37 protein-coding genes are annotated in these 26010 nt (G+C 63.2%); 4 read left to right on the top strand and 33 right to left on the bottom strand.

The genetic code is table 11. The features are described 5' to 3' along the window. Window positions 1-72 precede the first annotated feature (72 nt). From C8D78_RS05975 to C8D78_RS06010, 8 genes are all read right to left on the bottom strand, one after another. A complete protein-coding gene (locus C8D78_RS05975; protein ID WP_208641887.1) occupies window positions 73-963 on the bottom strand; it encodes a tRNA pseudouridine synthase A in 891 nt (296 codons plus the stop codon). A gap of 31 nt (window positions 964-994) precedes the next feature. Next, window positions 995-1567, bottom strand: a complete 573-nt coding sequence (gene rplQ, locus C8D78_RS05980; RefSeq protein ID WP_120951130.1) for a 50S ribosomal protein L17 — start codon at window positions 1565-1567, stop codon at window positions 995-997. A 76-nt stretch (window positions 1568-1643) separates the two neighbouring features. Then, on the bottom strand, window positions 1644-2654 hold the full coding sequence (locus tag C8D78_RS05985; protein WP_018773683.1) for a DNA-directed RNA polymerase subunit alpha: 1011 nt from the start codon (window positions 2652-2654) through the stop codon (window positions 1644-1646). A gap of 133 nt (window positions 2655-2787) precedes the next feature. After that, entirely contained in the window at window positions 2788-3189 is a 402-nt protein-coding gene (gene rpsK / locus C8D78_RS05990) for a 30S ribosomal protein S11 (protein ID WP_018773682.1), read from the bottom strand. Window positions 3190-3290: 101 nt separating this feature from the next. Further along, window positions 3291-3665 carry a 30S ribosomal protein S13 gene (rpsM, locus tag C8D78_RS05995; protein ID WP_120951132.1) on the bottom strand — a complete coding sequence of 125 codons (375 nt, stop codon included), beginning with the start codon at window positions 3663-3665 and terminating at the stop codon, window positions 3291-3293. A gap of 178 nt (window positions 3666-3843) precedes the next feature. Continuing rightward, the gene (rpmJ, locus tag C8D78_RS06000; protein ID WP_009358722.1) at window positions 3844-3957 is read right to left on the bottom strand and encodes a 50S ribosomal protein L36; all 114 of its coding nucleotides are present in this window, start codon (window positions 3955-3957) and stop codon (window positions 3844-3846) included. Between the two features lie 69 nt (window positions 3958-4026). Then, window positions 4027-4248: a translation initiation factor IF-1 gene (gene infA, locus C8D78_RS06005; protein ID WP_009358723.1), complete on the bottom strand. Its 222-nt coding sequence runs from the start codon at window positions 4246-4248 to the stop codon at window positions 4027-4029. 188 nt (window positions 4249-4436) lie between these two features. Then, window positions 4437-5483 (bottom strand): P1 family peptidase, encoded by a 1047-nt coding sequence (locus tag C8D78_RS06010; RefSeq protein WP_120951134.1) that lies wholly within the window; start codon window positions 5481-5483, stop codon window positions 4437-4439. Between the two features lie 261 nt (window positions 5484-5744). On the opposite strand from C8D78_RS06010, the gene C8D78_RS06015 reads away from it, so the two are divergent. The 3 genes from C8D78_RS06015 to C8D78_RS06025 all read left to right on the top strand — a co-directional run bounded on the left by C8D78_RS06015 (window position 5745) and on the right by C8D78_RS06025 (window position 9072). Next, a complete protein-coding gene (locus C8D78_RS06015; RefSeq protein ID WP_208641888.1) occupies window positions 5745-6695 on the top strand; it encodes a carbohydrate ABC transporter permease in 951 nt (316 codons plus the stop codon). After that, a complete protein-coding gene (locus C8D78_RS06020) occupies window positions 6692-7639 on the top strand; it encodes a carbohydrate ABC transporter permease (RefSeq protein ID WP_425266677.1) in 948 nt (315 codons plus the stop codon). Before C8D78_RS06015 ends, C8D78_RS06020 begins: the two co-directional genes overlap by 4 nt. Before the next feature lie 86 nt (window positions 7640-7725). Continuing rightward, entirely contained in the window at window positions 7726-9072 is a 1347-nt protein-coding gene (locus C8D78_RS06025) for an ABC transporter substrate-binding protein (RefSeq protein ID WP_120951136.1), read from the top strand. 103 nt (window positions 9073-9175) lie between these two features. Here C8D78_RS06025 and map read toward each other — a convergent pair whose 3' ends face one another. The 23 genes from map to rpsJ all read right to left on the bottom strand — a co-directional run bounded on the left by map (window position 9176) and on the right by rpsJ (window position 22455). Next, window positions 9176-10003, bottom strand: a complete 828-nt coding sequence (map, locus tag C8D78_RS06030; RefSeq protein ID WP_120951138.1) for a type I methionyl aminopeptidase — start codon at window positions 10001-10003, stop codon at window positions 9176-9178. Window positions 10004-10298: 295 nt separating this feature from the next. Continuing rightward, the gene (locus tag C8D78_RS06035) at window positions 10299-10868 is read right to left on the bottom strand and encodes an adenylate kinase (RefSeq protein ID WP_208641902.1); all 570 of its coding nucleotides are present in this window, start codon (window positions 10866-10868) and stop codon (window positions 10299-10301) included. 5 nt (window positions 10869-10873) lie between these two features. Continuing rightward, complete coding sequence (gene secY / locus C8D78_RS06040) at window positions 10874-12184, bottom strand: preprotein translocase subunit SecY (protein ID WP_120951142.1); 1311 nt, start codon at window positions 12182-12184, stop codon at window positions 10874-10876. Window positions 12185-12371: 187 nt separating this feature from the next. Next, on the bottom strand, window positions 12372-12863 hold the full coding sequence (rplO, locus tag C8D78_RS06045) for a 50S ribosomal protein L15 (protein ID WP_091563112.1): 492 nt from the start codon (window positions 12861-12863) through the stop codon (window positions 12372-12374). Continuing rightward, window positions 12864-13070: a 50S ribosomal protein L30 gene (rpmD, locus tag C8D78_RS06050; RefSeq protein WP_018773676.1), complete on the bottom strand. Its 207-nt coding sequence runs from the start codon at window positions 13068-13070 to the stop codon at window positions 12864-12866. 3 nt (window positions 13071-13073) lie between these two features. Beyond that, window positions 13074-13754 carry a 30S ribosomal protein S5 gene (gene rpsE, locus C8D78_RS06055; RefSeq protein ID WP_173403037.1) on the bottom strand — a complete coding sequence of 227 codons (681 nt, stop codon included), beginning with the start codon at window positions 13752-13754 and terminating at the stop codon, window positions 13074-13076. Between the two features lie 26 nt (window positions 13755-13780). Next, a complete protein-coding gene (gene rplR, locus C8D78_RS06060; protein ID WP_018773674.1) occupies window positions 13781-14164 on the bottom strand; it encodes a 50S ribosomal protein L18 in 384 nt (127 codons plus the stop codon). Window positions 14165-14166: 2 nt separating this feature from the next. Continuing rightward, a complete protein-coding gene (rplF, locus tag C8D78_RS06065; protein WP_120951143.1) occupies window positions 14167-14703 on the bottom strand; it encodes a 50S ribosomal protein L6 in 537 nt (178 codons plus the stop codon). An 18-nt stretch (window positions 14704-14721) separates the two neighbouring features. Beyond that, a complete protein-coding gene (gene rpsH, locus C8D78_RS06070; protein WP_018773673.1) occupies window positions 14722-15120 on the bottom strand; it encodes a 30S ribosomal protein S8 in 399 nt (132 codons plus the stop codon). 93 nt (window positions 15121-15213) lie between these two features. Next, window positions 15214-15795, bottom strand: coding sequence for a 50S ribosomal protein L5 (rplE, locus tag C8D78_RS06075; protein ID WP_120951145.1), 582 nt, complete (start codon window positions 15793-15795; stop codon window positions 15214-15216). Next, entirely contained in the window at window positions 15795-16154 is a 360-nt protein-coding gene (gene rplX, locus C8D78_RS06080) for a 50S ribosomal protein L24 (RefSeq protein ID WP_120951147.1), read from the bottom strand. The genes rplE and rplX overlap by 1 nt, the downstream gene beginning before the upstream one ends. Before the next feature lie 3 nt (window positions 16155-16157). Continuing rightward, window positions 16158-16526, bottom strand: a complete 369-nt coding sequence (rplN, locus tag C8D78_RS06085; RefSeq protein ID WP_003803789.1) for a 50S ribosomal protein L14 — start codon at window positions 16524-16526, stop codon at window positions 16158-16160. A 567-nt stretch (window positions 16527-17093) separates the two neighbouring features. Continuing rightward, complete coding sequence (gene rpsQ / locus C8D78_RS06090) at window positions 17094-17402, bottom strand: 30S ribosomal protein S17 (protein ID WP_051628707.1); 309 nt, start codon at window positions 17400-17402, stop codon at window positions 17094-17096. Beyond that, a complete protein-coding gene (rpmC, locus tag C8D78_RS20055; RefSeq protein WP_120951149.1) occupies window positions 17399-17728 on the bottom strand; it encodes a 50S ribosomal protein L29 in 330 nt (109 codons plus the stop codon). The genes rpsQ and rpmC overlap by 4 nt, the downstream gene beginning before the upstream one ends. A gap of 2 nt (window positions 17729-17730) precedes the next feature. Beyond that, the gene (gene rplP, locus C8D78_RS06100; RefSeq protein WP_120951151.1) at window positions 17731-18147 is read right to left on the bottom strand and encodes a 50S ribosomal protein L16; all 417 of its coding nucleotides are present in this window, start codon (window positions 18145-18147) and stop codon (window positions 17731-17733) included. After that, a complete protein-coding gene (gene rpsC, locus C8D78_RS06105; protein WP_120951153.1) occupies window positions 18148-18984 on the bottom strand; it encodes a 30S ribosomal protein S3 in 837 nt (278 codons plus the stop codon). After that, entirely contained in the window at window positions 18985-19350 is a 366-nt protein-coding gene (rplV, locus tag C8D78_RS06110; RefSeq protein WP_003803798.1) for a 50S ribosomal protein L22, read from the bottom strand. It abuts the gene before it with no gap. 38 nt (window positions 19351-19388) lie between these two features. After that, a complete protein-coding gene (rpsS, locus tag C8D78_RS06115; RefSeq protein ID WP_120951155.1) occupies window positions 19389-19670 on the bottom strand; it encodes a 30S ribosomal protein S19 in 282 nt (93 codons plus the stop codon). 12 nt (window positions 19671-19682) lie between these two features. Continuing rightward, complete coding sequence (gene rplB / locus C8D78_RS06120; RefSeq protein WP_026266473.1) at window positions 19683-20522, bottom strand: 50S ribosomal protein L2; 840 nt, start codon at window positions 20520-20522, stop codon at window positions 19683-19685. Window positions 20523-20551: 29 nt separating this feature from the next. Beyond that, on the bottom strand, window positions 20552-20857 hold the full coding sequence (gene rplW, locus C8D78_RS06125) for a 50S ribosomal protein L23 (RefSeq protein WP_018773664.1): 306 nt from the start codon (window positions 20855-20857) through the stop codon (window positions 20552-20554). Next, window positions 20854-21474: a 50S ribosomal protein L4 gene (gene rplD, locus C8D78_RS06130; protein WP_120951157.1), complete on the bottom strand. Its 621-nt coding sequence runs from the start codon at window positions 21472-21474 to the stop codon at window positions 20854-20856. Before rplD ends, rplW begins: the two co-directional genes overlap by 4 nt. Window positions 21475-21478: 4 nt before the next feature. Beyond that, a complete protein-coding gene (rplC, locus tag C8D78_RS06135; protein ID WP_003803812.1) occupies window positions 21479-22129 on the bottom strand; it encodes a 50S ribosomal protein L3 in 651 nt (216 codons plus the stop codon). A 17-nt stretch (window positions 22130-22146) separates the two neighbouring features. Next, window positions 22147-22455: a 30S ribosomal protein S10 gene (rpsJ, locus tag C8D78_RS06140; protein WP_003803825.1), complete on the bottom strand. Its 309-nt coding sequence runs from the start codon at window positions 22453-22455 to the stop codon at window positions 22147-22149. 384 nt (window positions 22456-22839) lie between these two features. Here rpsJ and C8D78_RS06145 point away from each other — a divergent pair, with 384 nt between their 5' ends. After that, window positions 22840-24273: a GH1 family beta-glucosidase gene (locus C8D78_RS06145; RefSeq protein ID WP_120951160.1), complete on the top strand. Its 1434-nt coding sequence runs from the start codon at window positions 22840-22842 to the stop codon at window positions 24271-24273. A 69-nt stretch (window positions 24274-24342) separates the two neighbouring features. Here the strand turns inward: C8D78_RS06145 and C8D78_RS20060 are convergent, their stop codons facing one another. Together C8D78_RS20060 and tuf are read right to left on the bottom strand one after the other, a co-directional pair. Further along, window positions 24343-24468 (bottom strand): hypothetical protein, encoded by a 126-nt coding sequence (locus tag C8D78_RS20060; RefSeq protein ID WP_279629522.1) that lies wholly within the window; start codon window positions 24466-24468, stop codon window positions 24343-24345. 130 nt (window positions 24469-24598) lie between these two features. Next, entirely contained in the window at window positions 24599-25789 is a 1191-nt protein-coding gene (gene tuf / locus C8D78_RS06150) for an elongation factor Tu (protein ID WP_120951162.1), read from the bottom strand. Between the last annotated feature and the right edge of the window lie 221 nt (window positions 25790-26010).

The following is a 26010-nucleotide window of genomic DNA, read 5'->3' on the forward strand; positions in this document are numbered from 1 at the left end:
TCGCCGGACAGTTGCCGGGTCGCCGGGACCTTCCGGCGACTTGGCAGCTGTTCGGCGAATTCGCCGGACGTTCTAGGCGCGCATTGCGCGGGTCAGTTCGGCCCGGGCCTGCATGCCGCTCTCACTGGGGTAGGCCACTTCCTCCAACACCAGCGGGTGCGGGGCGGCCAGCACGGAGCGGGCGTCGCGTTGGCGGGCGAGGAGCCGCTCGTAGAGCCAGCCCGGGGCCTCGACGCCCTCCCCCACGTACAGTGCCGAGCCCACGAGGGAGCGGACCATGTTGTGGCAGAACGCGTCGGCCTGCACGGTTGCGACAATGACGCCGTCAGTGCCGCGCGCGAACTCGAAGCGCTGCAGTTCCCGGATGGTGGTGGCGCCCTCGCGGGGCTTGCAGTAGGAGCGGAAGTCCTGCAGCCCGAGCAGCTGCGCGGCCCCCTCGTTCAGGAGCCCGACGTCGAGCGGGCTCTTGTGCCACAGCGTGGACGAACGGCCCAGCGGGTCCCACAGTGCGGGGCCGTCCGCGATCCGGTACGAGTACCGGCGCCAGAGCGCGGAAAACCTGGCATCGAAGCCTGCGGGCGCCAAGGCGACCCGGTGGACCTCCACCGACCCGCTGAGGTCTCCCAGCCCGCGGCTCAAGGCGCCGCGGATGCGCCGGAGAAGGGCGACGGCGGGATCGAGCTCAGCCCCGCGATTGAGCCCCAGCCACTCGGCCTCGGTCAGATCCAGGTGGACCACCTGCCCCCGGGCGTGCACCCCGGCGTCGGTCCGGCCGGCCACGGTCACCCGCACCGGGCGGCGGATCAGCAGCTGGAGGGCCTCCTCCAGGACGCCCTGCACGGTCCGCAGACCCGGCTGCACGCCCCATCCGCTGAAGGGGCCGCCGTCGTACGCCACATCCAACCGGATACGCAAAAACCCGCCGCCCCCCAAGACGGGGGCAGCGGGTTTGAGCTCGTTCATAGACTTAAGTCTATAAGAAGGTTTTAGCGAATTACTTCGCGTCCTTCTCGGACTCGGCGGCTGCGTCCTCAGCGGCCGGAGCCTCTTCGGTCTCAGCAGCTTCGGTCTCGGCAACCGGGGCCTCTTCGGTCTCAGCAGCTTCGGTTTCAACAACCGGAGCAGCTTCGGCCTTCTCGGCATCCTTCTTGTCAGCATCGCGCTTTGCAGCGGAGGTAGCCTCGGCTACGACGGCCTGCTTGGCGGAAACCGGCTCGAGGACCAGTTCGATGACAGCCATGGGGGCGTTGTCGCCCTTGCGGTTGCCGATCTTGGTGATGCGGGTGTAGCCGCCATCGCGGTTCTCCACTGCCTGTGCAATGTCGGTGAACAGCTCGTGGACGACGCCCTTGTTGCTGATCAGGCCGAGTACACGGCGGCGGGAAGCCAGGTCGCCACGCTTGGCGAAGGTCACCAGGCGCTCGGCGTACGGCTTCAGGCGCTTGGCCTTGGTCACCGTGGTGGTGATCCGCTTGTGCTCGAACAGTGCGGCGGACAGGTTCGCGAGCATAAGGCGCTCGTGAGCCGCTCCGCCTCCGAGGCGCGGACCCTTAGCGGGGGTAGGCATAATAGTTTCTCCTCATAGGAAGCCGTTGGGCTGCGCACGCCAGGGTGCATCCAGCCAGCCGGCCAAGATCTGTTGGTTAGAGCTCGTCGTCGCTGAACGCGGCGTCGTCCTCTTCGATGGCTGCGGCACGTGCTGCGAGATCGAAACCGGGAGGGGAGTCCTTGAGGGACAGACCCAGTTCGACCAGCTTGGCCTTGACCTCATCGATGGACTTCGCACCGAAGTTGCGGATGTCCATGAGGTCAGCCTCGGAGCGGGCAACGAGTTCACCCACGGTGTGGATGCCCTCACGCTTGAGGCAGTTGTAGGAACGGACCGTCAGGTCCAGATCCTCGATCGGCAGAGCCATGTCCGCTGCCAGGGCAGCGTCCGTCGGCGACGGGCCGATCTCGATACCTTCAGCTGCGGTGTTCAGCTCGCGGGCCAGACCGAACAGTTCCACCAGGGTGGTACCGGCCGAAGCAACGGCATCGCGCGGGGCGATAGCCTGCTTGGTCTCGACGTCGACAATGAGCTTGTCGAAGTCAGTGCGCTGCTCAACACGGGTAGCTTCCACGCGGAAAGTAACCTTCAGGACCGGCGAGTAGATCGAGTCGACCGGAATGCGGCCGATCTCGGAGTCGCCGGACTTGTTCTGAGCTGCCGAAACGTAGCCGCGACCGCGCTCGATGGTCAGTTCGAGTTCGAACTTGCCCTTCGAGTTCAGCGTGGCAATGTGCAGATCCGGGTTGTGGAATTCGACGCCGGCCGGCGGAGCGATGTCCGCGGCGGTGACGACTCCCGGGCCCTGCTTGCGCAGGTAAGCAACAACCGGCTCGTCGTGCTCGGAGGAAACCGACAGGTTCTTGATGTTCAGGATGATCTCAGTGACATCTTCCTTGACACCCGGAACCGTGGTGAACTCGTGCAGCACGCCATCGATCCGAATGCTGGTGACAGAGGCACCGGGGATCGAGGAGAGCAGGGTACGGCGGAGGGAGTTTCCGAGGGTGTAACCAAAACCCGGCTCGAGCGGTTCGATGATGAACCGGGAGCGGTTTTCGGAGACGACCTCTTCGGAGAGGGTGGGGCGCTGTGCAATGAGCACTTAGGTTTCCTTTCGGCGAGCATCCGCTATATGACGCAACACAGGTGGTGGAAAGATCGGTCTGAAGACTTAACGCGGCCGGGCCTGCCCGGACCGGTAAGGGTCCGGGCAAGCTCCTGGGCGCTGGAAAGCCTTAGACGCGGCGGCGCTTCGGCGGACGGCAGCCGTTGTGGGCGCTGGGGGTGACGTCCTGGATGGAGCCAACTTCGAGGCCAGCGGCCTGCAGCGAACGGATGGCCGTTTCGCGTCCGGAACCCGGTCCCTTGACGAACACGTCAACCTTGCGCATGCCGTGCTCCTGTGCACGCTTTGCGGCGGCTTCGGCGGCCATCTGGGCAGCGAACGGGGTGGACTTACGCGAGCCCTTGAAGCCAACCTCACCGGACGAAGCCCAGGAGATGACAGCACCGTTCGGATCCGTGATGGAAACGATGGTGTTGTTAAAGGTGCTCTTGATGTGCGCCTGGCCCAGCGCGATATTCTTCTTGTCCTTCTTACGCGGCTTGCGAACCGCGCCACGAGTCTTCGGGGGCATTTTTTCTCCTACAGAAAGTTATTGGGGGAAAGCCTACGCTTGGGCCCACATTTGCCTGGTTCCTGGAAATCGCGTGAGCGACCCTAGGAGGCAAGTGGGGTTTAGCGAGCCTTCTTCTTGCCGGCGACGGTACGCTTCGGGCCCTTGCGGGTACGGGCGTTGGTCTTCGTACGCTGTCCGCGTACGGGCAGGCCCTTGCGGTGACGCAGGCCTTCGTAGCTGCCGATCTCAACCTTGCGGCGGATGTCAGCGGCTACCTCGCGGCGAAGGTCACCCTCAACCTTGTAGTTGCCTTCAATGAAGTCACGCAGCTCGACCAGTTGCGTGTCGGTCAGGTCCTTGACCCGAACGTCAGCGCTGATGCCGGTGGCAGCCAGGGTTTCGTGTGCACGGGTCTTGCCCACGCCATAGATGTAAGTAAGCGCAATTTCCAACCGCTTTTCGCGGGGAATGTCTACGCCAGCGAGACGAGCCATAGTGGCAGTGCTCCTTGTATAAACCGGAGGTCGTAGGCAGTACACCCGCACGTTCAGTGCGGCCCCAGCCTCCGACCGGGGGTTAGCTGTCCGGGCCCATTACGTCCCAGTTCAGCTTGTGCTGCCTTTTCTATTTACTTGCGTGGGTTAGCAACCCAGGGTTTTCCCGAGAGGGAAATTAGCCCTGACGCTGCTTGTGGCGCGGGTTCTCGCAGATCACCATGACCCGGCCATTACGGCGGATCACTTTGCACTTTTCGCAGATCTGCTTGACGCTCGGCTTGACCTTCATGGCGTTCCTTTGCGTGTTGCAGTTGGTCAGCTGAAACGGCCCTCGGCTATTGCCCTGGCCGCCCAGTGTTTACTTGTAGCGGTAGACGATACGACCACGTGTCAGGTCGTAAGGGCTCAGCTCCACCACTACGCGGTCCTCGGGGAGGATCCTGATGTAGTGCTGGCGCATCTTTCCAGAGATGTGTGCCAGAACGATGTGCTTGTTGGTGAGCTCAACGCGAAACATCGCGTTAGGCAGCGCCTCAGTCACAACGCCCTCGATCTCAATGACCCCGTCCTTCTTGGCCATACCCTCCGCTAACTGTTGTTGCCGCAGCCTCCCGGTTTGCACCGGTCATGACCGCGGACGTTTTTGATTGATTGGCTGGTGCCACCGGACCCCAAAAGGGCACAACGGGGCAGACAACCAACAGTCCACACTACGCCATCGCGGCCCGATTGTTAAATCCGGAGTTAAATCCAGCCATCGTAGCGCACTCAGCGTCCGTACGCACCTAGCGTGCCCGCCGCCGTCGTCACCGCTTCGGCCCGCGAGATCCCGTCGAGGATGGCCAGGCGGGCGACGTCGGCGGCCGCGCTCTGCAGCGCAATAAGCGCCCCCTGCCGGGCCGCCGGGGTGCTGCGGTCCAGCGCTACGGCGCCTGTCGCCAGTGCGAACACGGTGTCGCCGTCGGCGAGGGTATGGCTCGGATTCAACGCCCGGGCCAGTCCGGCATGGGCCGCCGAGGCCGTCCGCTTGCACTCCGCCTTGTCCAGCACGGCGTCAGTGGCGACGACGACGAGCGTGGTGTTGAGTGCCGGAGGCTCGGCCTCCGCCTCGGCAGTCCCGCTTACCGCGCCTTTCGCCGCAGCGGCCGAAACCCTCTGCGTGCTCGCTCCTTCGTCGCTTAGACGCACGCTGCCGGGTTCCGCCCGTTGCGGCGATGTGCCAAATGGGAGTCCCAGCGCGTTGACCACCGCAATGGCGCCCACCACCACTGGCCCGTCTTTGGAAATGTTTTCCAGGGTGATGGAGGCGGTGCCTACTCCGCCCTTGTAGGTGCCGCGGCCGATTGCTGCTCCGGTGCCGGCGCCGACGTTGCCTCGCTCGACGTCGTGCCCGTCCGAATGCGCGCCGGCGGCGGCCGTTGCCGCGTAGCCCATGGCTTCGCCGGGGCGGGCGGAGAAATCGCCGCCGCGGCCCAGGTCGAAAATGGCAGCGGCCGGCACGATCGGAACAAGGCCGCCCGGGACGACGAAGCCCCTGCCGTTTTCCTCACACCAGCGCTGGGCGCCGTGTGCCGCCGCCAGGCCATATGCGCTCCCCCCGGTGAGGACCACGGCATCCACGGTCGAGGACAGGGTGGTCGGATCCAGCGCGTCGGTCTCATGTGTTCCGGGTCCGCCGCCGCGGACATCGACCGAGCCCACCGTGCCCGGCGGAGGGAGGACCACCGTCACCCCGCTCAGCCAGCCGTCGTCGGTCTTCTGGACATGCCCCACGCGGACCCCCGCGACATCGGTGATCGCTCCCGTTGCTTCCATGGCTCCATTGTGCGCCCGGCGTGAGGGGAAAGCAGCGCGGGCCCGCCCGACCTGAGGAGCGGCGCGGGGCCGGATCCGGCTGAAAACAAAAGTTATGGAATTCTTCGGCAAACACGGCATGAACACGCATGGAAGCCTCGGGCAACAAAGTCCGGGAAGGCCCCGATGCGGGATTTCGGCCGTCAGGCATGTGCTGAAGTGAGTCAGGTCCCCCGCCCAACCGCCTGCCATCCGGCCGGCCCGGCACCGATAGAGACCCGAATGACCAGACAATTGACTGACCGGCCTCCCGCCGTCGCGCAGGCCGCCATGGCAACCCCGCGCCGGCCGCGCTGGTCCGGCCGGGCCCGCCGGGACTTCTTCGTCTTCCTGGCCCTTGCGCTGCCGAACCTCGCGCTGATCGCGGTGTTCACGTATCTGCCGCTGTTGAACAACATCTACTACTCCACGCTGGACTGGACGCTGGGTTCCGCGTCCGCAACAGTGGTGGGCCTGGGGAACTACGTGACGTTCTTCACCAGCGCCGATGCCCCCAACGTCTTGGGAACCACGGCCGTCTTCACCGTGGTTACCGTCGGCGGGTCCATGGTGCTCGGCCTTCTCGTGGCCCTGGCCCTGAACTCCAAGGTCCGCGGCACCACGTTTGCCCGCTCCGCCGTGTTCGCGCCCTATGTGCTGAGCGGGGTCGGCGTCGGCCTCGTCTGGCTCTTCATTTTCGATCCCGGCTACGGGGTCCTCGCGTGGCTGCTGCGCGGCGTCGGGCAGCAAAGCCCGCAGTGGATCAACAATCCCCAGCTGTCCCTGGCGATGGTGATGATCGTCTACGTCTGGAAGAACCTCGGCTACTGCGCCGTCGTCTACCTCGCCGGGCTGCAGTCGCTGCCGCCGGACGTCATGGAGGCGGCCGCCTTGGACGGCGCGAACGGCTTCCGCCGCTTCGTGAACATGTCCCTGCCGCTGCTCTCCCCCACCACCTTCTTCCTGCTCATCACCACCATGCTGAGCTCCCTACAGGCCTTTGACCTGATCCGGATCATGACGCCGCTGGGGAACGGGACCAGCACCCTGATCTATGAGGCTTATCTGCAGGCCTTCGGCGCCTTCAACCGGGCCGGCTACTCGGCGGCCATCTCCGTCGTGCTCTTCGCGATCCTGCTCATCATCACCGTGCTCCAGCTGCGGTTCGTCGAAAGGAAGGTGCACTACTCGTGAGCACACTCTCGCCCGTCAGCCCCGGTCCCGCCGGCACCGTCCTATCCCCCGCTCCCGACGGCGCCCCCGGCTCCGGACCCGAGTCGCCGCCCCGGCGCCCGGCGCCCTTCTCCCGCGCCAACCTGGTCCAGACAATCGCCGGAGGCTACGTCCCGCTGATCCTGGCCACCCTGGTGGTGGTCCTGCCCCTGGTGTGGATGCTCCTGAGCTCGTTCAAGCAGCCCGGCGAGATCATCACCATGGACCTCAAACTCCTGCCGGACACCGTCAATCTGGAAAACTACAAAACGGCCATGACCACGGTGCCGTTCGGACAGTTCTTCATGAACAGCTTGATCGTCACGGCAGTGGGTTCGTCCGTCAAGGTGATCCTGGCGATCCTGACGGCCTACGCCCTCGTGTTCGTCCGCTTCCCGTTCAAGAACGCCATCTTCGTGCTCATCCTCGTGGCCCTCATGGTTCCGCCGCAGGTGTCCATCCTGCCCAACTACATCCTGATCGCCGGGATGGGAGGCAAGAACACCCTCTGGGGCATCATCCTGCCGGGCCTCGGCACCGCCTTCGGCACCTTCTTGCTGCGCCAGCACTTCAGGACGCTCCCGGGGTCCATTCTCGAGGCGGCGGAAATCGACGGCGCGGGCCACTGGCGCCGGCTCTGGCAGGTCGTGGCGCCCGTCTCCGTCCCCTCCATCGCCACGGTTGCCCTGGTCACGGTGGTCAGCGAGTGGAACGACTACATTTGGCCGCTCATCATCACCGACCGGCCCGAGACCATGACCCTGCCGGTCGGCCTGACCCTGCTGCAGAACTCCGAGGGCAACGGCTCCGGCTGGGGCATCCTCATGGCCGGCGCCGTCCTCGTGATCGTCCCCATCCTGCTGGTCTTCGCAGCGCTGCAGCGCTACATCGTGGCCGGCCTCACCCAGGGCAGTGTCACGGGCTGACACCGCCCGTACCGATGCCCTGCCCTTCTCCATCCACTATCTCCGTCATCAGAACCAACGAGTCCGTACCTTTGAGAGGATCCACCGTGGCACTAAACCTTGACCGCAGGCATTTCCTGGGGCTTGCCGGCGCCAGCGCAGGAGCAGCCGCCCTGGCTGCCTGCGGCGGCCCGTCGACCGCCGGAACGGCTGCCGCCACCGGCGCAACCGAGATCGACTTCAGCGGCGTCAAACCGGCCGCATCGTTCGATTTCTGGACGAACCACCCGGGCAAGTCCCAGGACGTCGAACAGTCCATGATCGACAAGTTCCACGCGAAGCACCCGGACATCACTGTCAACCTCGTCACTGCGGGCGCCAACTACGAGGAAATCGCCCAGAAGTTCCAGACCTCCCAGGCCGCGAAATCGGCCCTGCCGGGCCTGGTGGTCCTCTCGGACGTCTGGTGGTTCCGCTATTTCACCAACGGCAACATCATCCCCCTGGACGGACTGATCAAGCAGTTGGACCTCAAGATCAGCGACTTCCAGAAGTCCCTCGTTGCGGACTACAAATACGCGGACAAGCAGTGGGCACTCCCCTACGGCCGGTCCACCCCCCTGTTCTACTACAACAAGGACCATTTCAAGGCCGCCGGACTGCCGGACCGGGCACCCAAGACCTGGCAGGAGTTTGGCCAGTGGGCGCCGAAGCTCAAGGCCAGTTCCGGGGCGCAGTACGCCTACATCTACCCCGCACTGGCCGGCTACGCAGGCTGGACGCTGCAGAACAACCTGTGGGGCTGGGGCGGCAGCTGGTCCAACGGTTGGGACATCACCTGTGATTCCGCCGAGTCCGTGGCTGCCCTGCAGTGGGCCCAGGACTCGATCTACAAGGACAAATGGGCCGGCGTCTCCTCCAAGGAAGCCGCCGACGACTTCGCCGCAGGCATCACGTCGACCACCATTTCCTCGACCGGATCCCTGCTGGGCGTCCTGAAGTCCGCCAAATTCAACGTGGGCGTCGGCTACCTGCCGGGTGGCCCCAAGGCGGAAACCGGGGTCTGCCCCACGGGCGGCGCGGGGCTCGGCATCCCCAGCGGCGTGAGCAAGGAAGTCCAGCTGGCTGCTGCGACGTTCCTGAAGTTCATCACGGAACCGGAAAACACGGCGGCGTTCTCCGCGGCCACCGGCTACATGCCCACCCGGACGTCGGCCGACATGGGCGCCGTGCTGGCCAAGACCCCGCAGATCAAGACCGCCATGGACCAGCTCGCCGTCACCCGCGTCCAGGACAACGCCCGGGTGTTCCTGCCCGGCGCGGACCAGGAGATGGCCAAGGCGGCCGCGGCGATCCTCACCCAGCAGGGCGACGTCAAGGCCACCATGGCCGCCCTGAAGACGACCCTCGAGGGGATCTACACCAAGGACGTGAAACCGAAGCTGAAAGCTTAGTTACCCGGCCACACGCAAAATCCCTGGCGCTCCCGGTTATTTCCGGTGTCGCCAGGGATTTTTCGTGTCGCCGGAAAACCTGCGTGTGGCCGTGCTCCTGCGGTCAGGGAATCGGGACCGGCACGACGCCGAGCGGCGCCAGTTTCGCTGCGCCGCCGTCCGCCGCCGAGAGCACCCAGATTCCCTGCTCATGCACGGCGACGGAGTGTTCCCACTGGCAGGACCGCTTGGCGTCGGTGGTGACCACTGTCCAGTCGTCGTCGAGAATCGCGGTGTCGATGCTGCCGCGGACCAGCATCGGCTCGATTGCCACGCACAGCCCCGGGCGGATCTTGGGCCCGCGGTGGCTGGTGCGGTAGTTCAGCACGTCCGGTGCCATGTGCATCTCGGAGCCGATGCCGTGGCCCACGTAGTCCTCCAGGATGCCCAGCGGCTTGCCCGGCACGGAGGAGACGTAGTCGTCCACCGCGTTGCCGATGTCGCCCACGAACTTGCCCGTCGCCAGAGCCGCGATGCCGCGCCACATGGCTTCCTCGGTGACCGCGGACAGGCGCACGTCCTCAGGATCGGCGGTGCCCACAATCACGGTTCGCGCGGAATCCGAATGCCAGCCGTCCACGATCGCGCCGCCGTCGATCGAGATGATGTCGCCATCCTGAAGGACCCGGCTGCCGGGGATCCCGTGCACCACTTCCTCGTTCACCGAGGTGCAGATGGTGGCCGGGAAGCCGTGATAGCCGAGGAAATTGGACTTGGCGCCGGCGTCCTGCAGAACGGCGGCAAACACTTCGTCCAGACGGGCGGTGGTGACGCCCGGGGCGGCCGCGGCGACGGCGGCATCCAGAGCCCGGCTCAGGACAAGCCCGGCCTCGTGCATGGTGCGCATCTGGGCGTTGGTCTTGTATTCAATGCGGGGCTGGCCGAATGCCATCTCTACCTCAGTGTTCTCGTCTCGCGGTCCGGGCGGGTGTGCTCCCGGACCTCCACCCTGGGTCATCAACCCAAGTCTTCTCGCTCTATTCTCCCGCACCGGCACGGCTGCACGGGACGGCCCGGCCCGATGGGCTCCTCGAACAGGCCGCCAGGCGGCCAGCCATGCGGCCAGGCTCCGGCTCCGGCTCCGGCTCCGGCAACAGCGAAGGGCGCGTCCCGTACCTGATGGTACGGAACGCGCCCTCCTTGGTGCGTCAGGCCCAACGCGCCGGCCCTAGGGGCGTCAGCGTGGATCAGGCGGTCTGGGCCGACTTGATCGCTTCCATGACCCGCTCGGTGACTTCATCGATGCCGCCGATGCCGTCAACCTGGGTCAGGAGCCCGAGCTCGGCATACTTCGCCACGACCGGTTCGGTCTGCTCGTGGTACAGGTCCAGCCGGTGACGGATAACGCCTTCGTTGTCGTCGCTGCGGCCAGTTTCCTTGGCACGGCCCAGAAGCCGCTTGACCAGTTCCTCATCGTCCGCGGTGAGCTGCAGCACGACGTCGAGCCGCTGATCCGCGTCGGCGAGGATCGAGTCGAGGTAGTCCACCTGTGCAGTGGTGCGGGGGTACCCGTCCAGCAGGAAGCCGGGCTCGACGTCGTCCTCGCTGAGGCGGTCGCGCACCATCTTGTTGGTGACGCTGTCCGGAACGAAGTCGCCCGCGTCCATGTACTTCTTGGCCTCGACGCCCAGCGGCGTCTCACCCTTGACGTTGGCGCGGAAGATGTCGCCCGTGGAGATCGCAACGACGCCGAGGCGTTCCGAAATGCGTTCCGCCTGCGTTCCCTTGCCGGAGCCGGGAGGTCCGATAATCAACATTCTCGTCATCGCAAAAGCCCTTCGTAGTGACGTTGCTGTAGTTGCGCATCAATCTGCTTCACGGTCTCCAGACCGACGCCCACCATGATCAGGATCGAGGTGCCGCCGAACGGGAAGTTCTGGTTCGCGTTGATCAGAACCAGTGCAACCAGCGGGATCAGTGCCACGAAGCCCAAGTAGAAGGCTCCGGCCAGGGTGATCCGGGATAGGACGTACTGAAGATAATCCGCCGTCGGCTTCCCGGCGCGGATGCCCGGAATGAAGCCCCCGTACTTCTTCATGTTGTCCGAGACCTCTTCAGGGTTGAAAGTAATCGCAACATAGAAGTAGGTGAAAAACACAATCATGGCGAAATACAGCAACATATAGATCGGGTGATCGCCCTTGGTGAGGTTGTTGTTGATCCACTCAACCCAGGGTGCCATCTGCTCGCCGGCCTTGGGCTGGTTGAACTGTGCGATCAGCCCCGGCAGGTACAGCATGGACGAAGCAAAGATGACGGGCACGACGCCGGCCATGTTCACCTTGATGGGGATGTACGTACTGGTTCCGCCGACGGTGCGGCGGCCGATCATGCGCTTGGCGTACTGCACCGGGATCCGGCGCTGGGACTGCTCGACGAAGACCACGAGGGCCACGGTCAGCAGGCCGATGATCAGGACCAGGAAGAAGGTTCCGGGACCCTGGGCCTTCCAGATCGCACCGAGCGAGCCCGGGAAGCCCGCTGCAATGGACGTGAAGATCAGCAGGGACATGCCGTTGCCGACGCCCTTCTCCGTCACGAGCTCGCCCATCCACATGATCAGGCCGGTGCCGGCCGTCAGTGTGATGACGATGAGGACCGTGGTGACAATGGAGCTGTCCGGGATGATCGGCAGCTGGCAGTTCGGCAGCAGCTGGCCGGACCGGGCCAGCGACACCAGCGTGGTGGCGTTGAGCAAGCCCAGGGCGATCGTGAGGTAGCGGGTGTACTGGGTCAGCTTCGACTGGCCCGAGGCACCCTCGTCGTACAGCTGCTGGAAACGGGGAATGACCACCCGGAGCAGCTGGACGATGATGCTTGCGGTGATGTAGGGCATGATGCCCAGGGCAAAGATGGACACCTGCAGCAATGCACCGCCGCTGAACAGGTTGACGAGCTGGTAGATCCCGCCCGAGGTCTGACCGTTCTGCAAGCATTGCTGGACATTCTGGTAGCTCACACCAGGCGAGGGGATGAAGGCACCCAAGCGGAAGATTGTGATGATTCCCAGCGTGAACAACAACTTGCGTCGCAGATCAGGCGTGCGAAAGGCCCGGCCAAATGCGCTAAGCAAGCGTCCTCCTGAGTAATAAGTAAAGTTGTGTGAGACAGGTCAAATAAACCCAACAACCGAGTCTAACGGGTGGATGCGTCCGGCGAACAATCGGCGGGGCCCGAAAAGTGAAAAAACTCCCGGCACCGGGGGCCTAAGCCCCAAGTGCCGGGAGTTTCAACAACGGGCGAATGCCCCGCCGCCTCGGTTAGAGGGCGGTGGTGCTTCCGCCTGCTGCGGCAATCTTTTCTGCGGCGCTGGCCGAGAATGCGTGGACGGTGACGTCAACCTTGACGGTGATGTCGCCGGTGCCCAGCACCTTGACGGGCTGGTTCTTGCGAACGGCACCCTTTTCGACCAGGTTCTCCACGGTGACTGCGCCACCTTCCGGGAACAGCTCGTTGAGCTTGTCCAGGTTTACGACCTGGTACTCAACCCGGAACGGGTTCTTGAAGCCGCGCAGCTTCGGCAGGCGCATGTGCAGCGGCAGCTGGCCGCCGGCAAAGCCAGCCTTGATCTGGTAGCGGGCCTTCGTACCCTTGGTACCGCGACCGGCAGTCTTACCCTTGGAACCTTCACCACGACCAACACGGGTCTTGGCGGTCTTGGCACCCGGGGCGGGACGCAGGTGGTGAACCTTCAGTGCGTTCTGCTTCTCAGCGGCGCCCTGTGCCTTTTCGGCGGTGTTCTTCTCAGCCATTTACTTCGCCTCCTCTACCTTTACCAGGTGCGGAACCGTGTTGAGCATTCCAACGGTCACGGCGTCGGCGGTGCGGACAACGGTGTGTCCGATCCGCTTCAGGCCGAGGGACCGAAGGGTGTCGCGCTGGTTCTGCTTGCCGCCAATGGCGGACTTAATCTGAGTGATCTCCAACTTTGCATCGGAGACAAGCACGTTCTTAGCCATGACTCAGACACCTGCCTTCTGGTTCAGGAGCGCCTTCACCATTGCCGGCGGAGCGATCTCGTCGAGCGGGAGGCCGCGGCGTGCTGCCACTGCTGCCGGCTCTTCGAGGCGCTTCAGCGCATCAACGGTCGCGTGAACGATGTTGATGGCGTTGGAGGAACCGAGCGACTTGGAGAGGATGTCGTGGATGCCCACGCACTCCAGTACTGCACGGACCGGACCACCGGCGATAACACCGGTACCGGCGGAAGCCGGACGCAGCATGACGACGCCTGCGGCGGCTTCACCCTGAACGCGGTGCGGGATGGTGCTGCCAATGCGGGGAACGCGGAAGAAGGACTTCTTGGCCTCTTCAACGCCCTTCGCGATGGCGGCGGGAACTTCCTTGGCCTTGCCGTAGCCGACGCCGACCATGCCGTTGCCGTCACCGACGACGACGAGGGCGGTGAAGCTGAAGCGACGACCACCCTTGACGACCTTGGAAACACGGTTGATGGTTACAACGCGCTCTACGAACTGGCTCTTCTCGGCTTCGCGGCCGCCGTCACGGCCACCACGGCCGCCACGGTCGCCACGGCCCTGGCCGCGGTCGCCACGCTCGCCACGACGAGCGCCACCACGGCGGTCATCAGTGGTAGCAGGCGCAGCGGTCTCAGTTGCCGGAGCAGCTACAGCTTCAGTCACCTGAATGTCCTTTTCGTTATTTTCGGTCACAGTGCCAGCCCACCTTCACGTGCGCCGTCAGCGACGGCGGCGATCCGGCCGTGGTACTTGTTACCACCGCGGTCGAAGACAACTGCTTCGATACCGGCAGCCTTGGCACGCTCGGCGACCAGTTCGCCAACGCGCTTGGCCTTGGCGGTCTTGTCACCATCGAATGCACGAAGGTCGGCTTCCAGTGTGGATGCGCTTGCCACGGTCAGGCCCTTGGTGTCATCGACAACCTGGACGAATACGTGACGTGCGGAACGGTTGACGACCAGACGCGGGCGTACAGCCGTACCGGAGATGCGCTTGCGGATACGAAGCTGGCGGCGGCTGCGCTGGGCAGACTTGCTCTTGTTCGTACGCTTCTTGTTAATTGCGATCGCCATGGTTACTTACCAGCCTTTCCGACCTTGCGGCGGATGACTTCGCCTGCGTAACGGATGCCCTTGCCCTTGTAGGGGTCCGGCTTCCGCAGCTTGCGAATGTTGGCAGCAACCTCGCCGACCTGCTGCTTGGAGATACCTGAAACAGAGAGCTTGGTCGGGGTCTCAACTGCAAAGGTGATGCCGTTCGGTGCCGAGACGTTGACCGGGTGGCTGTAGCCCAGAGCGAACTCCAGGTCAGAACCCTTGGCCTGGACGCGGTAACCAGTACCGACAATCTCAAGCTTCTTCTCGTAGCCTGCGGTGACACCCTGGATCATGTTGGCGATCAGGGTGCGGGTCAGGCCGTGCAGCGAACGTGAGGCGCGCTCGTCGTTCGGGCGGGCGACAGTCAGGGTGCCTTCTTCCAGGGAAACCTCGATCGGGCTGGGCACAGTGTGGCTCAGCTCGCCTTTGGAACCCTTGACGCTGACGACAGAGCCGTCAACCTTGACCTCAACGCCGGCAGGAACGGTGATGGGGAGACGTCCAATACGTGACATTATTCTCTTCCTTTCCCGTTACCAGACGTAAGCGAGGACTTCGCCGCCCACGCCCTTCTTGCCGGCCTGCTTGTCAGTCAAGAGGCCGGAAGAGGTGGACAGGATTGCGACACCCAGGCCACCGAGCACGTGCGGCAGGTTGGTGGACTTTGCGTAAACGCGCAGTCCCGGCTTGGAAATACGACGAACACCAGCGATTGAACGCTCGCGGTTCGGACCGAACTTGAGCTCGAGGGTCAGCTTCTTGCCAACCTCAGCGTCTTCTTCTTTCCAGGAGGCGATGTAACCTTCGGCCTTCAGGATGTCGGCAACGCGTGCCTTGAGCTTGCTGTACGGCATGGTCACGGAATCGTGGTATGCCGAGTTAGCGTTGCGCAGACGCGTAAGCATGTCTGCGACGGGATCTGTCATTGTCATGTGGGCTCTTGCCCTTCCTCATAACGGTTTCCGCCGTGCTGTCTTCCCGAAGTAATTCGGGACGAGCGCGGGCGGACCTTTTACGTAGCTAGATTAGTCTTCGGTCTTGAACGGGAAGCCAAGCGCCTTGAGCAGCGCGCGGCCTTCGTCGTCGGTCTTGGCAGTGGTCACGACGGTGATGTCCATGCCGCGAACGCGGTCGATGGAATCCTGGTCGATCTCGTGGAACATAACCTGCTCGGTCAGACCGAAGGTGTAGTTGCCGTTGCCATCGAACTGCTTGCCGCTGAGGCCACGGAAGTCACGGATACGCGGCAGAGCCAGCGTGACCAGACGGTCCAGGAATTCCCACATGCGGTCCCCACGCAGAGTTGCGTGTGCACCGATCGGCATGCCTTCGCGCAGCTTGAACTGTGCGATCGACTTGCGGGCCTTGGTTACCTGCGGCTTCTGGCCGGTGATCAGGGTCAGATCGCGGACAGCGCCGTCGATCAGCTTGGAGTCCTTGGCGGCATCTCCAACACCCATGTTCACAACGACCTTCACCAGGCGGGGAACCTGGTTGACGTTCTGGTACTTGAATTCCTCAGTCAGCGTGTTCTTGATGGAATCGGCGTACTTGGCCTTGAGGCGAGGAACGATCTTGCTTGCCGGAGTCTCGAGAGTCTCAGTCATTAGATGTCCTTCCCTGAGCTCTTGGCCACGCGGACGCGCACTTCACGCTTCACGCCATCGCGCTCAACGGTCTCGGTGCGGAAACCGACGCGGGTGGGCTTCTTGGTGGACGGGTCAACCAGAGCCACGTTGGAGATGTGGATCGAAGCCTCAACGACCTCGATGCCACCGGTCTTGGTGCCGCGCTGCGACTGACCGACCTTGGTGTGCTTGGTTACGCGGTTAATGCCTTCGACCAACACGCGGTTGGACTCCGGGAATACGCGCAGAACCTTGCCCTGCTTGCCTTTGTCGCCGCCGCGCTCAGCCTTGGCGCCAGTGATGACCTGAACGAGGTCACCCTTTTTGATCTTAGCCATGGACTAGAGCACCTCCGGAGCCAGAGAAACGATCTTCATGAACTTCTTGTCGCGAAGTTCACGACCCACCGGTCCGAAGATACGGGTACCGCGGGGGTCACCGTCGTTCTTCAGGATGACGGCAGCGTTCTCGTCAAACTTGATGTAGGAACCATCCGCACGGCGGCGTTCCTTCTTGGTACGGACGATGACAGCCTTGACGACGTCGCCCTTCTTTACGTTGCCGCCCGGAATTGCGTCCTTGACGGTAGCGACGATTACGTCGCCAATGCCTGCGTAGCGACGGCCAGATCCACCGAGAACGCGAATGGTAAGGATTTCCTTAGCACCCGTGTTGTCGGCGACCTTGAGTCGCGACTCCTGCTGAATCACTATTTACTCCTTGCGTCGCGCTGGTTCTCAGACCGAAATTCTTCCTACGGAATGAGCCTTGCGGAACGGTTGATCGGGGTGTCTCTTGACCTGCCTGGATTTTGCCAGAACCAGGCCTAAACGCCCGTGCCAAAAACATTTGCTTCCCAGGCGGATTCCGACGAATCGGGGCGCAAGGGGGCACTATGCCGTGGCACGATTGTTTACGAGGTTGATGACGGCGCGCAAAATGCGCCATACAAACTCAAAATCTTAGCACGTTTCAGGCGTATCCCCATATCACAGCGGGTCCCTGCAGCACAGCCCGGCCCATGCCGGCCCACTCCCCCGGAGCCCCGGCAGACAGAGAGTGAACGGCGTCACGCAGGACAGACTTTCGGCTCGGCTGCGGCTGCGCTCCCCCGGAAACCCGGCCCGGCGCCGTCGTGGGCCCCCTCAAAGACTGCCTGGCGTGACGCCAAGCGCGGCCAGCGCGGCCGCCGGCTCCCCGCGGCAACGCAGAAGCCCCCGCTCCCCCAGAGGGGAACGAGGGCTTCTGCTGTATCACCAGGCACCTAGGTGCAGGTGTTACTTGGCCTTTTCGAGGATCTCGACCAGACGCCACCGCTTGGTAGCGGACAGCGGACGGGTCTCGGCGAGGAGTACGAGGTCGCCGATGCCGGCGCTGTTCTCTTCGTCGTGAGCCTTGATCTTGGCGTTGCGGCGGATGACCTTGCCGTAGAGGGCGTGCTTCACGCGGTCTTCGACCTGGACAACGATGGTCTTTTCCATCTTGTCCGAGACGACGTAGCCGCGCTTAGTCTTACGGTAACCGCGCTCGTCAGCCTTGGCTGCGTCGGAAACAGTTTCCGTCACGTTCTCGTCCTTTTCACTCACTTGGCATCCTCCTCGGTTTCAACCGTTTCAGCCTTTTCAGCCTTCTTGGTTGCAGCCTTCTTGGACTTCTTTTCTTCCTTGGCTTCCACAACCGGTGCGGCAACCTCGGCACGAATGCCCAGCTCGCGCTCACGGAGAACGGTGTAGATGCGGGCGATGTCCTTCTTTACCGCGCGCAGACGACCGTGGTTCTCCAGCTGACCGGTGGCGGACTGGAAACGCAGGTTGAACAGCTCTTCCTTGGCCTTGCGGAGTTCTTCAACGAGTCGCTCGTTGTCGAAACCGTCCAGCTGTGCGGATGCAAGTTCCTTGGATCCTACTGACATTTCTATTCACCACCTTCGCGACGCAGAATGCGTGCTTTCAACGGGAGCTTGTGGATCGCCAGGCGCAGTGCCTCGCGAGCAACAGATTCCTCGACACCGGAGATCTCGAAGAGAACCCGGCCCGGCTTGACGTTTGAGACCCACCATTCCGGAGAACCCTTACCGGAACCCATGCGGGTTTCGGCCGGCTTCTTCGTCAGCGGACGGTCCGGGTAGATGTTGATCCAGACCTTTCCGCCACGCTTGATGTGGCGGGTCATCGCGATACGGGCAGATTCGATCTGACGGTTCGTGACGTAGGCCGGGCTCAGAGCCTGGATGCCCCACTCACCGAAGGAGACCTGGGTGCCACCCGTAGCAGCGCCGGAACGACCCGGGTGGTGCTGCTTACGGTGCTTGACTCGACGTGGGATAAGCATTTAAGCCTGTCCTCCTTCTACAGCGGCAGGAGCCGCCTCAGCTGCCGGAGCTTCGGCGGCAGCGGGTGCTGCCTCAGCTGCGGGGCGGTCGGTACGACGACGGCGGTCACCACGGTCGGCGCCACCCGGGCGGCCCGGGCGGTCGCTGGCACCACGGCCGCGGGACGGAGCAGCAGCTGCCTGCTGAGCCAGTTCCTTGGCGGTGACGTCGCCCTTGTAGATCCAGACCTTCACGCCGATGCGGCCGAAGGTGGTCTTGGCCTCGTAGAAGCCGTAGTCGATGTTCGCACGCAGGGTGTGCAGGGGCACACGGCCTTCGCGGTAGAACTCCGAGCGGGACATTTCCGCGCCGCCCAGTCGACCCGAACATGCGATACGGATACCCTTGGCACCGGCACGCTGTGCGGACTGCATGGCCTTCTTCATCGCACGGCGGAATGCCACGCGGGAAGTCAGCTGCTCAGCAACGCCCTGGGCAACAAGCTGAGCTTCCATCTCGGGGTTCTTGACCTCGAGGATGTTCAGCTGAACCTGCTTGCCCGTGAGCTTTTCGAGCTCGCCGCGGATGCGGTCTGCTTCGGCGCCGCGGCGGCCGATAACGATGCCCGGACGTGCCGTGTGGATATCCACGCGGACACGGTCGCGGGTGCGCTCGATTTCGACCTTGGCGATGCCGGCGCGCTCCATGCCCGTGGACATGAGCTGGCGGATACGGATGTCTTCGCGAACGAAGTCCTTGTACCGCTGGCCGGCCTTGGTGCTGTCAGCAAACCAGTGCGATACGTGATCGGTGGTGATGCCGAGTCGGAACCCGTGCGGGTTAACTTTCTGTCCCACTTAGCGAGCCTCCTCTTTCTCCGGGGTAGCGACTACCACGGTGATGTGGCTCGTGCGCTTCTTGATCTGAAATGCACGACCCTGGGCACGCGGCTGGAACCGCTTCATGGTCGGGCCTTCATCAACAAACGCTTCGCTGATGATGAGGTCACCTTCGTCAAACGCCACACCGTCGCGGTCCGCGAGGACCCGGGCGTTGGAGATTGCTGACTGTACTACCTTGAATACCGGCTCCGAAGCTGCCTGCGGGGCAAACTTCAGAATTGCCAGAGCCTCATTCGCTTGCTTACCACGAACAAGGTTGACGACGCGCCGGGCCTTCATAGGCGTTACGCGGATATGACGCGCAATTGCCTTGGCTTCCATTGCTTTCCTTCTCTCGTCTTTGACGTAAGTGCAGGCGCCTAGCGGCGCTTGCCCTTACGGTCGTCCTTGACATGGCCGCGGAATGTCCGCGTTTGAGCGAATTCGCCGAGCTTGTGCCCGACCATCGACTCGGTGACAAACACCGGGATGTGCTTGCGTCCGTCGTGCACGGCGATCGTGTGGCCGAGCATGTCGGGGACGATCATCGAACGGCGGGACCAGGTCTTGATGACGTTCTTGGTGCCCTTTTCGTTTTCCCTTGCTACCTTCACAAAGAGGTGCTGGTCAACGAAAGGACCTTTTTTCAGGCTGCGTGGCATGTGTCCAGGCTCCTATCGCTTGTTCTTGCCAGTACGACGGCGACGAACAATAAGCTTGTCGCTCTCTTTGTTGGGACGGCGGGTGCGACCTTCGCGCTTACCGTTCGGGTTGACGGGGTGACGTCCACCGGACGTCTTACCCTCGCCACCACCGTGGGGGTGGTCAACCGGGTTCATGGCGACACCACGGACGGTCGGGCGAACGCCCTTCCAGCGCATGCGGCCAGCCTTGCCCCAGTTGATGTTCGACTGCTCGGCGTTGCCGACCTCGCCGACGGTTGCGCGGCAGCGCACGTCAACGTTGCGGATTTCACCGGAGGGCAGACGCAGCTGGGCGAAACGGCCTTCCTTGGCAACAAGCTGGATCGATGCGCCGGCGGAGCGGCCCATCTTGGCGCCGCCACCCGGACGCAGTTCGACTGCGTGGATTACGGTACCGACCGGGATGTTGCGCAGCGGAAGGTTGTTGCCGGGCTTGATGTCAGCGTCGGCACCTGCCTCTACGAAGTCACCCTGGGACAGCTTGTTCGGGGCGATGATGTACCGCTTGGTGCCATCAACGTAGTGCAGGAGGGCGATCCGAGCCGTGCGGTTCGGGTCGTACTCGATTTCGGCAACGCGGGCGTTGACGCCGTCCTTGTCGTGGCGACGGAAGTCGATCAGACGGTACTGGCGCTTGTGTCCACCACCCTTGTGACGGGTCGTGATCTTACCGGAGTTGTTACGGCCACCCTTTTTCGGGAGGGGACGTACCAACGACTTTTCCGGCGTCGACCGCGTGATTTCAGTGAAGTCCGCTACGCTCGAGCCACGGCGGCCCGGTGTAGTCGGCTTGTATTTACGGATTCCCATAATTTATTTCCTCGTTAAAGTGGTCTCCGCTATGAAAGCGGACCGCCGAAGATGTCGATAGTGCCTTCTTTGAGGCTCACAATTGCACGCTTGGTGTTCTTGCGAGTACCCCAGCCGAATTTGGTCCGCTTGCGCTTACCGGCACGGTTGATGGTGTTGATCGATTCGACCTTGACGGAGAAGATTTTCTCCACGGCCAGCTTGATCTCGGTCTTGTTCGAGCGGGGGTCCACCAGGAAGGTGTACTTGCCCTCATCGATCAGGCCGTAGCTCTTTTCCGAAACAACGGGTGCAAGCACGACGTCGCGCGGGTCTTTGATGGTGGCTGCGCTCACTTGGCATCCTCCTCGTTCTTTGCAACCTTGCTAGCAACGAATGCTTCGTAGGCGGCCTTGGTGAAGACTACGTCGTCGGAAACGAGAACGTCGTAGGTGTTCAGCTGGTCTGCGTACAGAACGTGAACTTCCTCGAGGTTGCGCACGGACAGTGCAGCAACATCGTTGGCGCGCTCAATGACAACGAGCAGGTTCTTGCGCTCGGAAACTCCGCGCAGGGTTGCCAGTGCTTCCTTGGAGGACGGCGTGGAGCCGGCAACCAGATCAGCAACGACGTGGACGCGGCCGTTGCGGGCGCGGTCCGAGAGTGCGCCGCGCAGTGCAGCAGCAATCATCTTCTTGGGGGTGCGCTGGCTGTAGTCACGCGGCGTGGGGCCGTGGACAACGCCACCACCGGTCATGTGAGGAGCACGGATGGAACCCTGACGGGCGCGGCCGGTGCCCTTCTGCTTGAACGGCTTGCGACCTGCACCGGAAACCTCGGCGCGGGTCTTGGTCTTGTGGGTACCCTGGCGAGCAGCAGCGAGCTGGGCAACGACGACCTGGTGCAGCAGCGGCACGTTGGTCTGTACGTCGAAGATCTCTGCAGGCAGGTCAACCTTGACAGTGCTAGTCATTGAACTAGGCTCCCTTCACGGCGGTGCGTACGAGTACGACCTGGCCGCGGGCGCCGGGGACGGCGCCCTTGATCAGGAGCAGCGACTTCTCGACGTCAACCGCGTGGACCGTGAGGTTCAGCGTGGTGTGACGAACGGCGCCCATGCGGCCGGCCATTTTCATGCCCTTGAAGACGCGGCTCGGGGTGGATGCGCCACCGATTGAACCGGGCTTACGGTGGTTCTTGTGGGCACCGTGGGAAGCGCCAACGCCGTGGAAGCCGTGACGCTTCATAACACCGGCGAAGCCCTTACCCTTGGTGGTGCCAACGACGTCGATCTTCTGGCCGGCTTCGAAGAGCTCTACGGAGAGCTCCTGGCCCAGCTCGTAAGAGTCAGCATCTGCAGTGCGCAGTTCTACGACGTGGCGGCGAGGCGTGACGCCTGCCTTTTCAAAGTGACCAGCCAGCGGCTTGGTGACCTTGCGGGGATCGATCTGGCCGTAGCCGATCTGAACGGCGACATAGCCATCAGTTTCTGCATTGCGCAGCTGCGTGATGACGTTCGAGTCAGCCTGGACCACAGTGACGGGGATGAGCTTGTTGTTCTCGTCCCAGACCTGGGTCATGCCGAGCTTCGTGCCCAGCAGGCCCTTTACGTTACGGGTTGCGGTCATAGTCTCTCAGCACCTCCCTACAGCTTGATTTCGATGTTCACGTCGGCCGGCAGGTCGAGACGCATGAGCGAATCAACAGCCTTGGGCGTGGGATCGATGATGTCGATAAGACGCTTGTGCGTGCGCATTTCAAAGTGCTCGCGGCTGTCCTTGTACTTGTGCGGAGAGCGAATAACGCAGTACACGTTCTTCTCCGTCGGCAGCGGCACGGGGCCAACTACAGTTGCGCCTGCGCGCGTGACCGTCTCAACGATCTTCCGTGCTGAAACGTCAATGACCTCGTGGTCGTATGACTTCAGCCGGATGCGGATTTTTTGTCCCGCCATGTCGCCTGACTCTCTTTCAGTAAATGCTGCTCTGTTTACTTGCCTGTTGTATGTGGCTGCCGAAGCATTTGAAGTCGTGACTACCACCCGCCGCACAAGCTGAATCCGGAAAGATCCGGGTTCCTCAACCTGCCGACGTAACCGACCCCCGCGGTCGGGCGTGTCGTACGTTTTCACACGCACGCATCCGCAATTCCATGGGGAGTGGGTTATGTTTGGTCTCTCACTTGGACCCTGACACCCGGCATTATCCGGATCGGGACGCGAAAGAGCGCTTGAACAACTCATCTAGTATGCCGGAATTTGCGGGCAGAAGCGAATCAGGCCGGTGAACGGGGCCGCCCAGGCGTTGTCCTCCATCCCCATCAAATGGATGATAGGGGCATGACTGTGCAGGACCCTGTAGCAGTTCAGGCCCTCGCCGCGCGCCTGAGCCCCGGATTCACGCTCGGAGTGGCCTCCGCGGCCTTCCAGATCGAGGGAAACCTCGCCGCCGGCGGCCGCGGCCCCTCGGGCTGGGACGCGTTCGCGGAAAAGCCGGGGAACATCCTGTACGGGCACTCCCCCGCCGTCGCCTGCGACCACTATAACCGGGCTGAAGAAGACATCGAGCTCATCCGCGGCCTCGGGATCGACTCCTACCGGTTTTCGATCTCCTGGCCGAGGATCCAGCCGGGAGGCAGCGGCCCCTTCAATCCGGCGGGCCTGGACTTCTACGATCGCCTGATCGACCAGCTGCTTGCCGCCGGGATTTCGCCCATGGCCACCCTGTACCACTGGGACACGCCGCTGCCCCTCGAGCACCGCGGCGGTTGGATGAACCGCGCGACGGCGGAACGGTTCGCCGATTACAGCGAAGCCGCCGGCGCGCGGTTCGGCGATCGCGTGGCGCAGTGGGTGACGCTCAACGAGCCCGCCTCGGTCACCCTCAACGGCTACGCGCTGGGAACCCATGCGCCCGGCCACGGGCTGCTCTTCGATGCCTTGCCGTCGGTTCACCACCAGCTCCTCGGCCATGGGCTGGCGGTGCAGGCCCTCCGGGCGGCGGGCGTCAAGGGCGCCGTCGGGGTCACAAACCTGCATTCTCCCGTAAGGCCGGCCTCCGGTTCCGTCACCGACAGGCTGCTCGCCAGGGTGTTCGACCTCATGCTCAACCGGATCTATGCGGACCCGATCCTGTTGGGCCGCTTCCCCAAACCGCCGCTGATGGCACGGCCGTGGTTTCGTTCCCTGCGGGGCATCCCGGATGCTGACCTCGCCACCATCCGCCAGCCGCTGGACTTCTACGGGCTGAACTACTACTACCCCGTGAAGGTGGCGACGGGGCGCGGCGGAGGCGGCCCCTCCGGCGCGGCGGAAGCGATGCTGAAGGTGCCGTTCCACCTCGCCGGGTTCCCGGAGTACGGGCTCACCGGATTCGGCTGGCCCGTCGCGCCCGACCATCTGGGCATCCTGCTGCGGGAGCTGAAGGACAGGTACGGGGACGCACTGCCGCCGCTCTACATCACGGAAAGCGGGGCAAGCTTCCCCGAGCCCGACCACGTCACCGGTCCCCTTCCGGACGCCGCCCGGATCAGCTACCTGGCCGCGCACCTTGGCGAGGCGGTCGATGCCACGGCTCCCGGGGGCATTGCCCACGACGTCGATCTGCTCGGCTACTACGTCTGGACCCTCATGGACAACTTCGAATGGGCGGCCGGGTACTCCCAGCGTTTCGGCCTGGTGCACGTGGACTTCGAGACCCTGCAGCGCACGCCGAAGGAGTCGTATTACTGGTACCGGGACCTCGCCCGGGCCCGGGAGCCCCGGCGAGGATAGGCCGGGCGGATGGGCCGGCCGGACACCCGACCGCGCCGCCGGGGTCGGCCGCCGGTTGCTGTCAGCGCACTACTCGTTGCGGTTTGCCCTGGTGATGCGTTTGGTGCGCTCGATCTCCCGGCGGAAATGCTTCTTCGCCCAGAAGAATGCCACCACCACCGCGACGGCGAGCAGTAGAAAAATAAACCAGCCCATGGTGAGCTCCTTTCCCCTCCTGCAAAGGTAGCAGGAACTTAAAAGGAACAGCCCCGCTGCAAGTGCAGTGGGGCTGTTCCTTAGTTCTCCGCGGCCGTCAGACGGCCGGGATGACTGTGATCAGCAAGTATTACTTGAGGATCTTGGTGACGCGTCCTGAACCAACGGTGCGGCCGCCTTCGCGGATAGCGAAGCCGAGGCCCTCTTCCATTGCGATCGGCTGGATGAGCGCAACGGTCATCTCAGTGTTGTCGCCGGGCATAACCATTTCCGTGCCTTCCGGCAGGGTGATAACGCCGGTTACGTCCGTGGTGCGGAAGTAGAACTGCGGGCGGTAGTTGGAGTAGAACGGGTTGTGACGCCCGCCTTCGTCCTTGGAGAGGATGTAGACGTTAGCCTCGAAGTCGGTGTGCGGGGTGATGGAACCCGGCTTGACGACAACCTGGCCACGCTCGACATCGTCGCGCTTCAGACCGCGGAGCAGGAGGCCACAGTTCTCGCCGGCCCATGCTTCGTCGAGCTGCTTGTGGAACATCTCGATGCCGGTAACCGTGGTCTTCTGGACCGGACGGATGCCGACGATCTCGACCTCGGAGTTGATGGCGAGGGTTCCACGCTCGGCGCGGCCCGTAACAACGGTGCCACGGCCGGTGATCGTGAAGACGTCTTCGATCGGCATCAGGAAGGGCTTGTCACGGTCACGTACGGGGTCCGGAACGGACTCGTCAACGGCTTCCATGAGGTCTTCGATGGACTTGACCCACTCCGGGTCGCCTTCCAGAGCCTTCAGGCCCGAAACGCGGATGACCGGTGCCTCATCGCCATCGAAGCCCTGCGAGCTGAGCAGCTCACGAACTTCCATTTCGACGAGGTCGAGGAGCTCTTCGTCATCGACCATGTCTGCCTTGTTCAGCGCGACCAGCAGGTAGGGAACGCCAACCTGGCGGGCAAGCAGAACGTGCTCGCGGGTCTGAGCCATCGGGCCGTCAGTGGCGGCAACCACGAGGATTGCACCGTCCATCTGAGCAGCGCCGGTGATCATGTTCTTGATGTAGTCAGCGTGACCCGGAGCGTCTACGTGTGCGTAGTGGCGCTTCTCGGTCTGGTACTCAACGTGGGAGATGTTGATGGTAATGCCGCGCTGACGCTCTTCGGGAGCAGAGTCAATCGACGCGAAGTCACGCTTCTCGTTGAGAGTCGGGTACTTGTCGTACAGCACCTTGGAAATGGCGGCCGTCAGCGTCGTCTTACCGTGGTCAACGTGACCAATGGTACCGATGTTAACGTGCGGCTTAGTCCGCTCGAACTTTGCCTTTGCCACAGGTTCCTCCTAGAACGTTTTCAAATGACTTACCCTTCGGCCGCGCTTGTCGCGGCAGAAACTCCAGTAAGTCTACTTGGGGGGCTTTGGATTGGTGAAATTGCAGATTCAGGTACTAATGCTAGTGCCTAGAGCCTGTTCGTGCAGGCGGCCGAACTCCGGCCTGGCCGGACTACAGCTGACCGGAGCCCGGCCACTTGCACCAGATGAGTCTCCGTTGG

This window comes from Arthrobacter oryzae (assembly GCF_003634095.1).
Taxonomy (GTDB): domain Bacteria; phylum Actinomycetota; class Actinomycetes; order Actinomycetales; family Micrococcaceae; genus Arthrobacter; species Arthrobacter oryzae.

What these genes read in the sequence shown, in the direction of transcription:
- C8D78_RS05975 (WP_208641887.1), bottom strand. Translation starts at nt 963, where the DNA reads ATGAACGAGCTCAAACCCGCTGCCCCCGTCTTGGGGGGCGGCGGGTTT.
- rplQ (WP_120951130.1), bottom strand. Translation starts at nt 1,567, where the DNA reads ATGCCTACCCCCGCTAAGGGTCCGCGCCTCGGAGGCGGAGCGGCTCAC.
- rpsK (WP_018773682.1), bottom strand. Translation starts at nt 3,189, where the DNA reads ATGCCCCCGAAGACTCGTGGCGCGGTTCGCAAGCCGCGTAAGAAGGAC.
- rpsM (WP_120951132.1), bottom strand. Translation starts at nt 3,665, where the DNA reads ATGGCTCGTCTCGCTGGCGTAGACATTCCCCGCGAAAAGCGGTTGGAA.
- rpmJ (WP_009358722.1), bottom strand. Translation starts at nt 3,957, where the DNA reads ATGAAGGTCAAGCCGAGCGTCAAGCAGATCTGCGAAAAGTGCAAAGTG.
- infA (WP_009358723.1), bottom strand. Translation starts at nt 4,248, where the DNA reads ATGGCCAAGAAGGACGGGGTCATTGAGATCGAGGGCGTTGTGACTGAG.
- C8D78_RS06010 (WP_120951134.1), bottom strand. Translation starts at nt 5,483, where the DNA reads ATGGAAGCAACGGGAGCGATCACCGATGTCGCGGGGGTCCGCGTGGGG.
- C8D78_RS06015 (WP_208641888.1), top strand. Translation starts at nt 5,745, where the DNA reads ATGACCAGACAATTGACTGACCGGCCTCCCGCCGTCGCGCAGGCCGCC.
- map (WP_120951138.1), bottom strand. Translation starts at nt 10,003, where the DNA reads ATGGCATTCGGCCAGCCCCGCATTGAATACAAGACCAACGCCCAGATG.
- C8D78_RS06035 (WP_208641902.1), bottom strand. Translation starts at nt 10,868, where the DNA reads ATGTTGATTATCGGACCTCCCGGCTCCGGCAAGGGAACGCAGGCGGAA.
- rplO (WP_091563112.1), bottom strand. Translation starts at nt 12,863, where the DNA reads ATGGCTGAGAAGAACACCGCCGAAAAGGCACAGGGCGCCGCTGAGAAG.
- rpmD (WP_018773676.1), bottom strand. Translation starts at nt 13,070, where the DNA reads ATGGCTAAGAACGTGCTTGTCTCCGATGCAAAGTTGGAGATCACTCAG.
- rplR (WP_018773674.1), bottom strand. Translation starts at nt 14,164, where the DNA reads ATGGCGATCGCAATTAACAAGAAGCGTACGAACAAGAGCAAGTCTGCC.
- rplF (WP_120951143.1), bottom strand. Translation starts at nt 14,703, where the DNA reads ATGTCACGTATTGGACGTCTCCCCATCACCGTTCCTGCCGGCGTTGAG.
- rpsH (WP_018773673.1), bottom strand. Translation starts at nt 15,120, where the DNA reads ATGACAATGACAGATCCCGTCGCAGACATGCTTACGCGTCTGCGCAAC.
- rplE (WP_120951145.1), bottom strand. Translation starts at nt 15,795, where the DNA reads ATGACTGAGACTCTCGAGACTCCGGCAAGCAAGATCGTTCCTCGCCTC.
- rplX (WP_120951147.1), bottom strand. Translation starts at nt 16,154, where the DNA reads ATGGCTAAGATCAAAAAGGGTGACCTCGTTCAGGTCATCACTGGCGCC.
- rpmC (WP_120951149.1), bottom strand. Translation starts at nt 17,728, where the DNA reads ATGTCAGTAGGATCCAAGGAACTTGCATCCGCACAGCTGGACGGTTTC.
- rplP (WP_120951151.1), bottom strand. Translation starts at nt 18,147, where the DNA reads ATGCTTATCCCACGTCGAGTCAAGCACCGTAAGCAGCACCACCCGGGT.
- rplV (WP_003803798.1), bottom strand. Translation starts at nt 19,350, where the DNA reads ATGGAAGCCAAGGCAATTGCGCGTCATATCCGCGTAACGCCTATGAAG.
- rpsS (WP_120951155.1), bottom strand. Translation starts at nt 19,670, where the DNA reads ATGCCACGCAGCCTGAAAAAAGGTCCTTTCGTTGACCAGCACCTCTTT.
- rplB (WP_026266473.1), bottom strand. Translation starts at nt 20,522, where the DNA reads ATGGGAATCCGTAAATACAAGCCGACTACACCGGGCCGCCGTGGCTCG.
- rplD (WP_120951157.1), bottom strand. Translation starts at nt 21,474, where the DNA reads ATGACTAGCACTGTCAAGGTTGACCTGCCTGCAGAGATCTTCGACGTA.
- rplC (WP_003803812.1), bottom strand. Translation starts at nt 22,129, where the DNA reads ATGACCGCAACCCGTAACGTAAAGGGCCTGCTGGGCACGAAGCTCGGC.
- rpsJ (WP_003803825.1), bottom strand. Translation starts at nt 22,455, where the DNA reads ATGGCGGGACAAAAAATCCGCATCCGGCTGAAGTCATACGACCACGAG.
- C8D78_RS06145 (WP_120951160.1), top strand. Translation starts at nt 22,840, where the DNA reads ATGACTGTGCAGGACCCTGTAGCAGTTCAGGCCCTCGCCGCGCGCCTG.
- C8D78_RS20060 (WP_279629522.1), bottom strand. Translation starts at nt 24,468, where the DNA reads ATGGGCTGGTTTATTTTTCTACTGCTCGCCGTCGCGGTGGTGGTGGCA.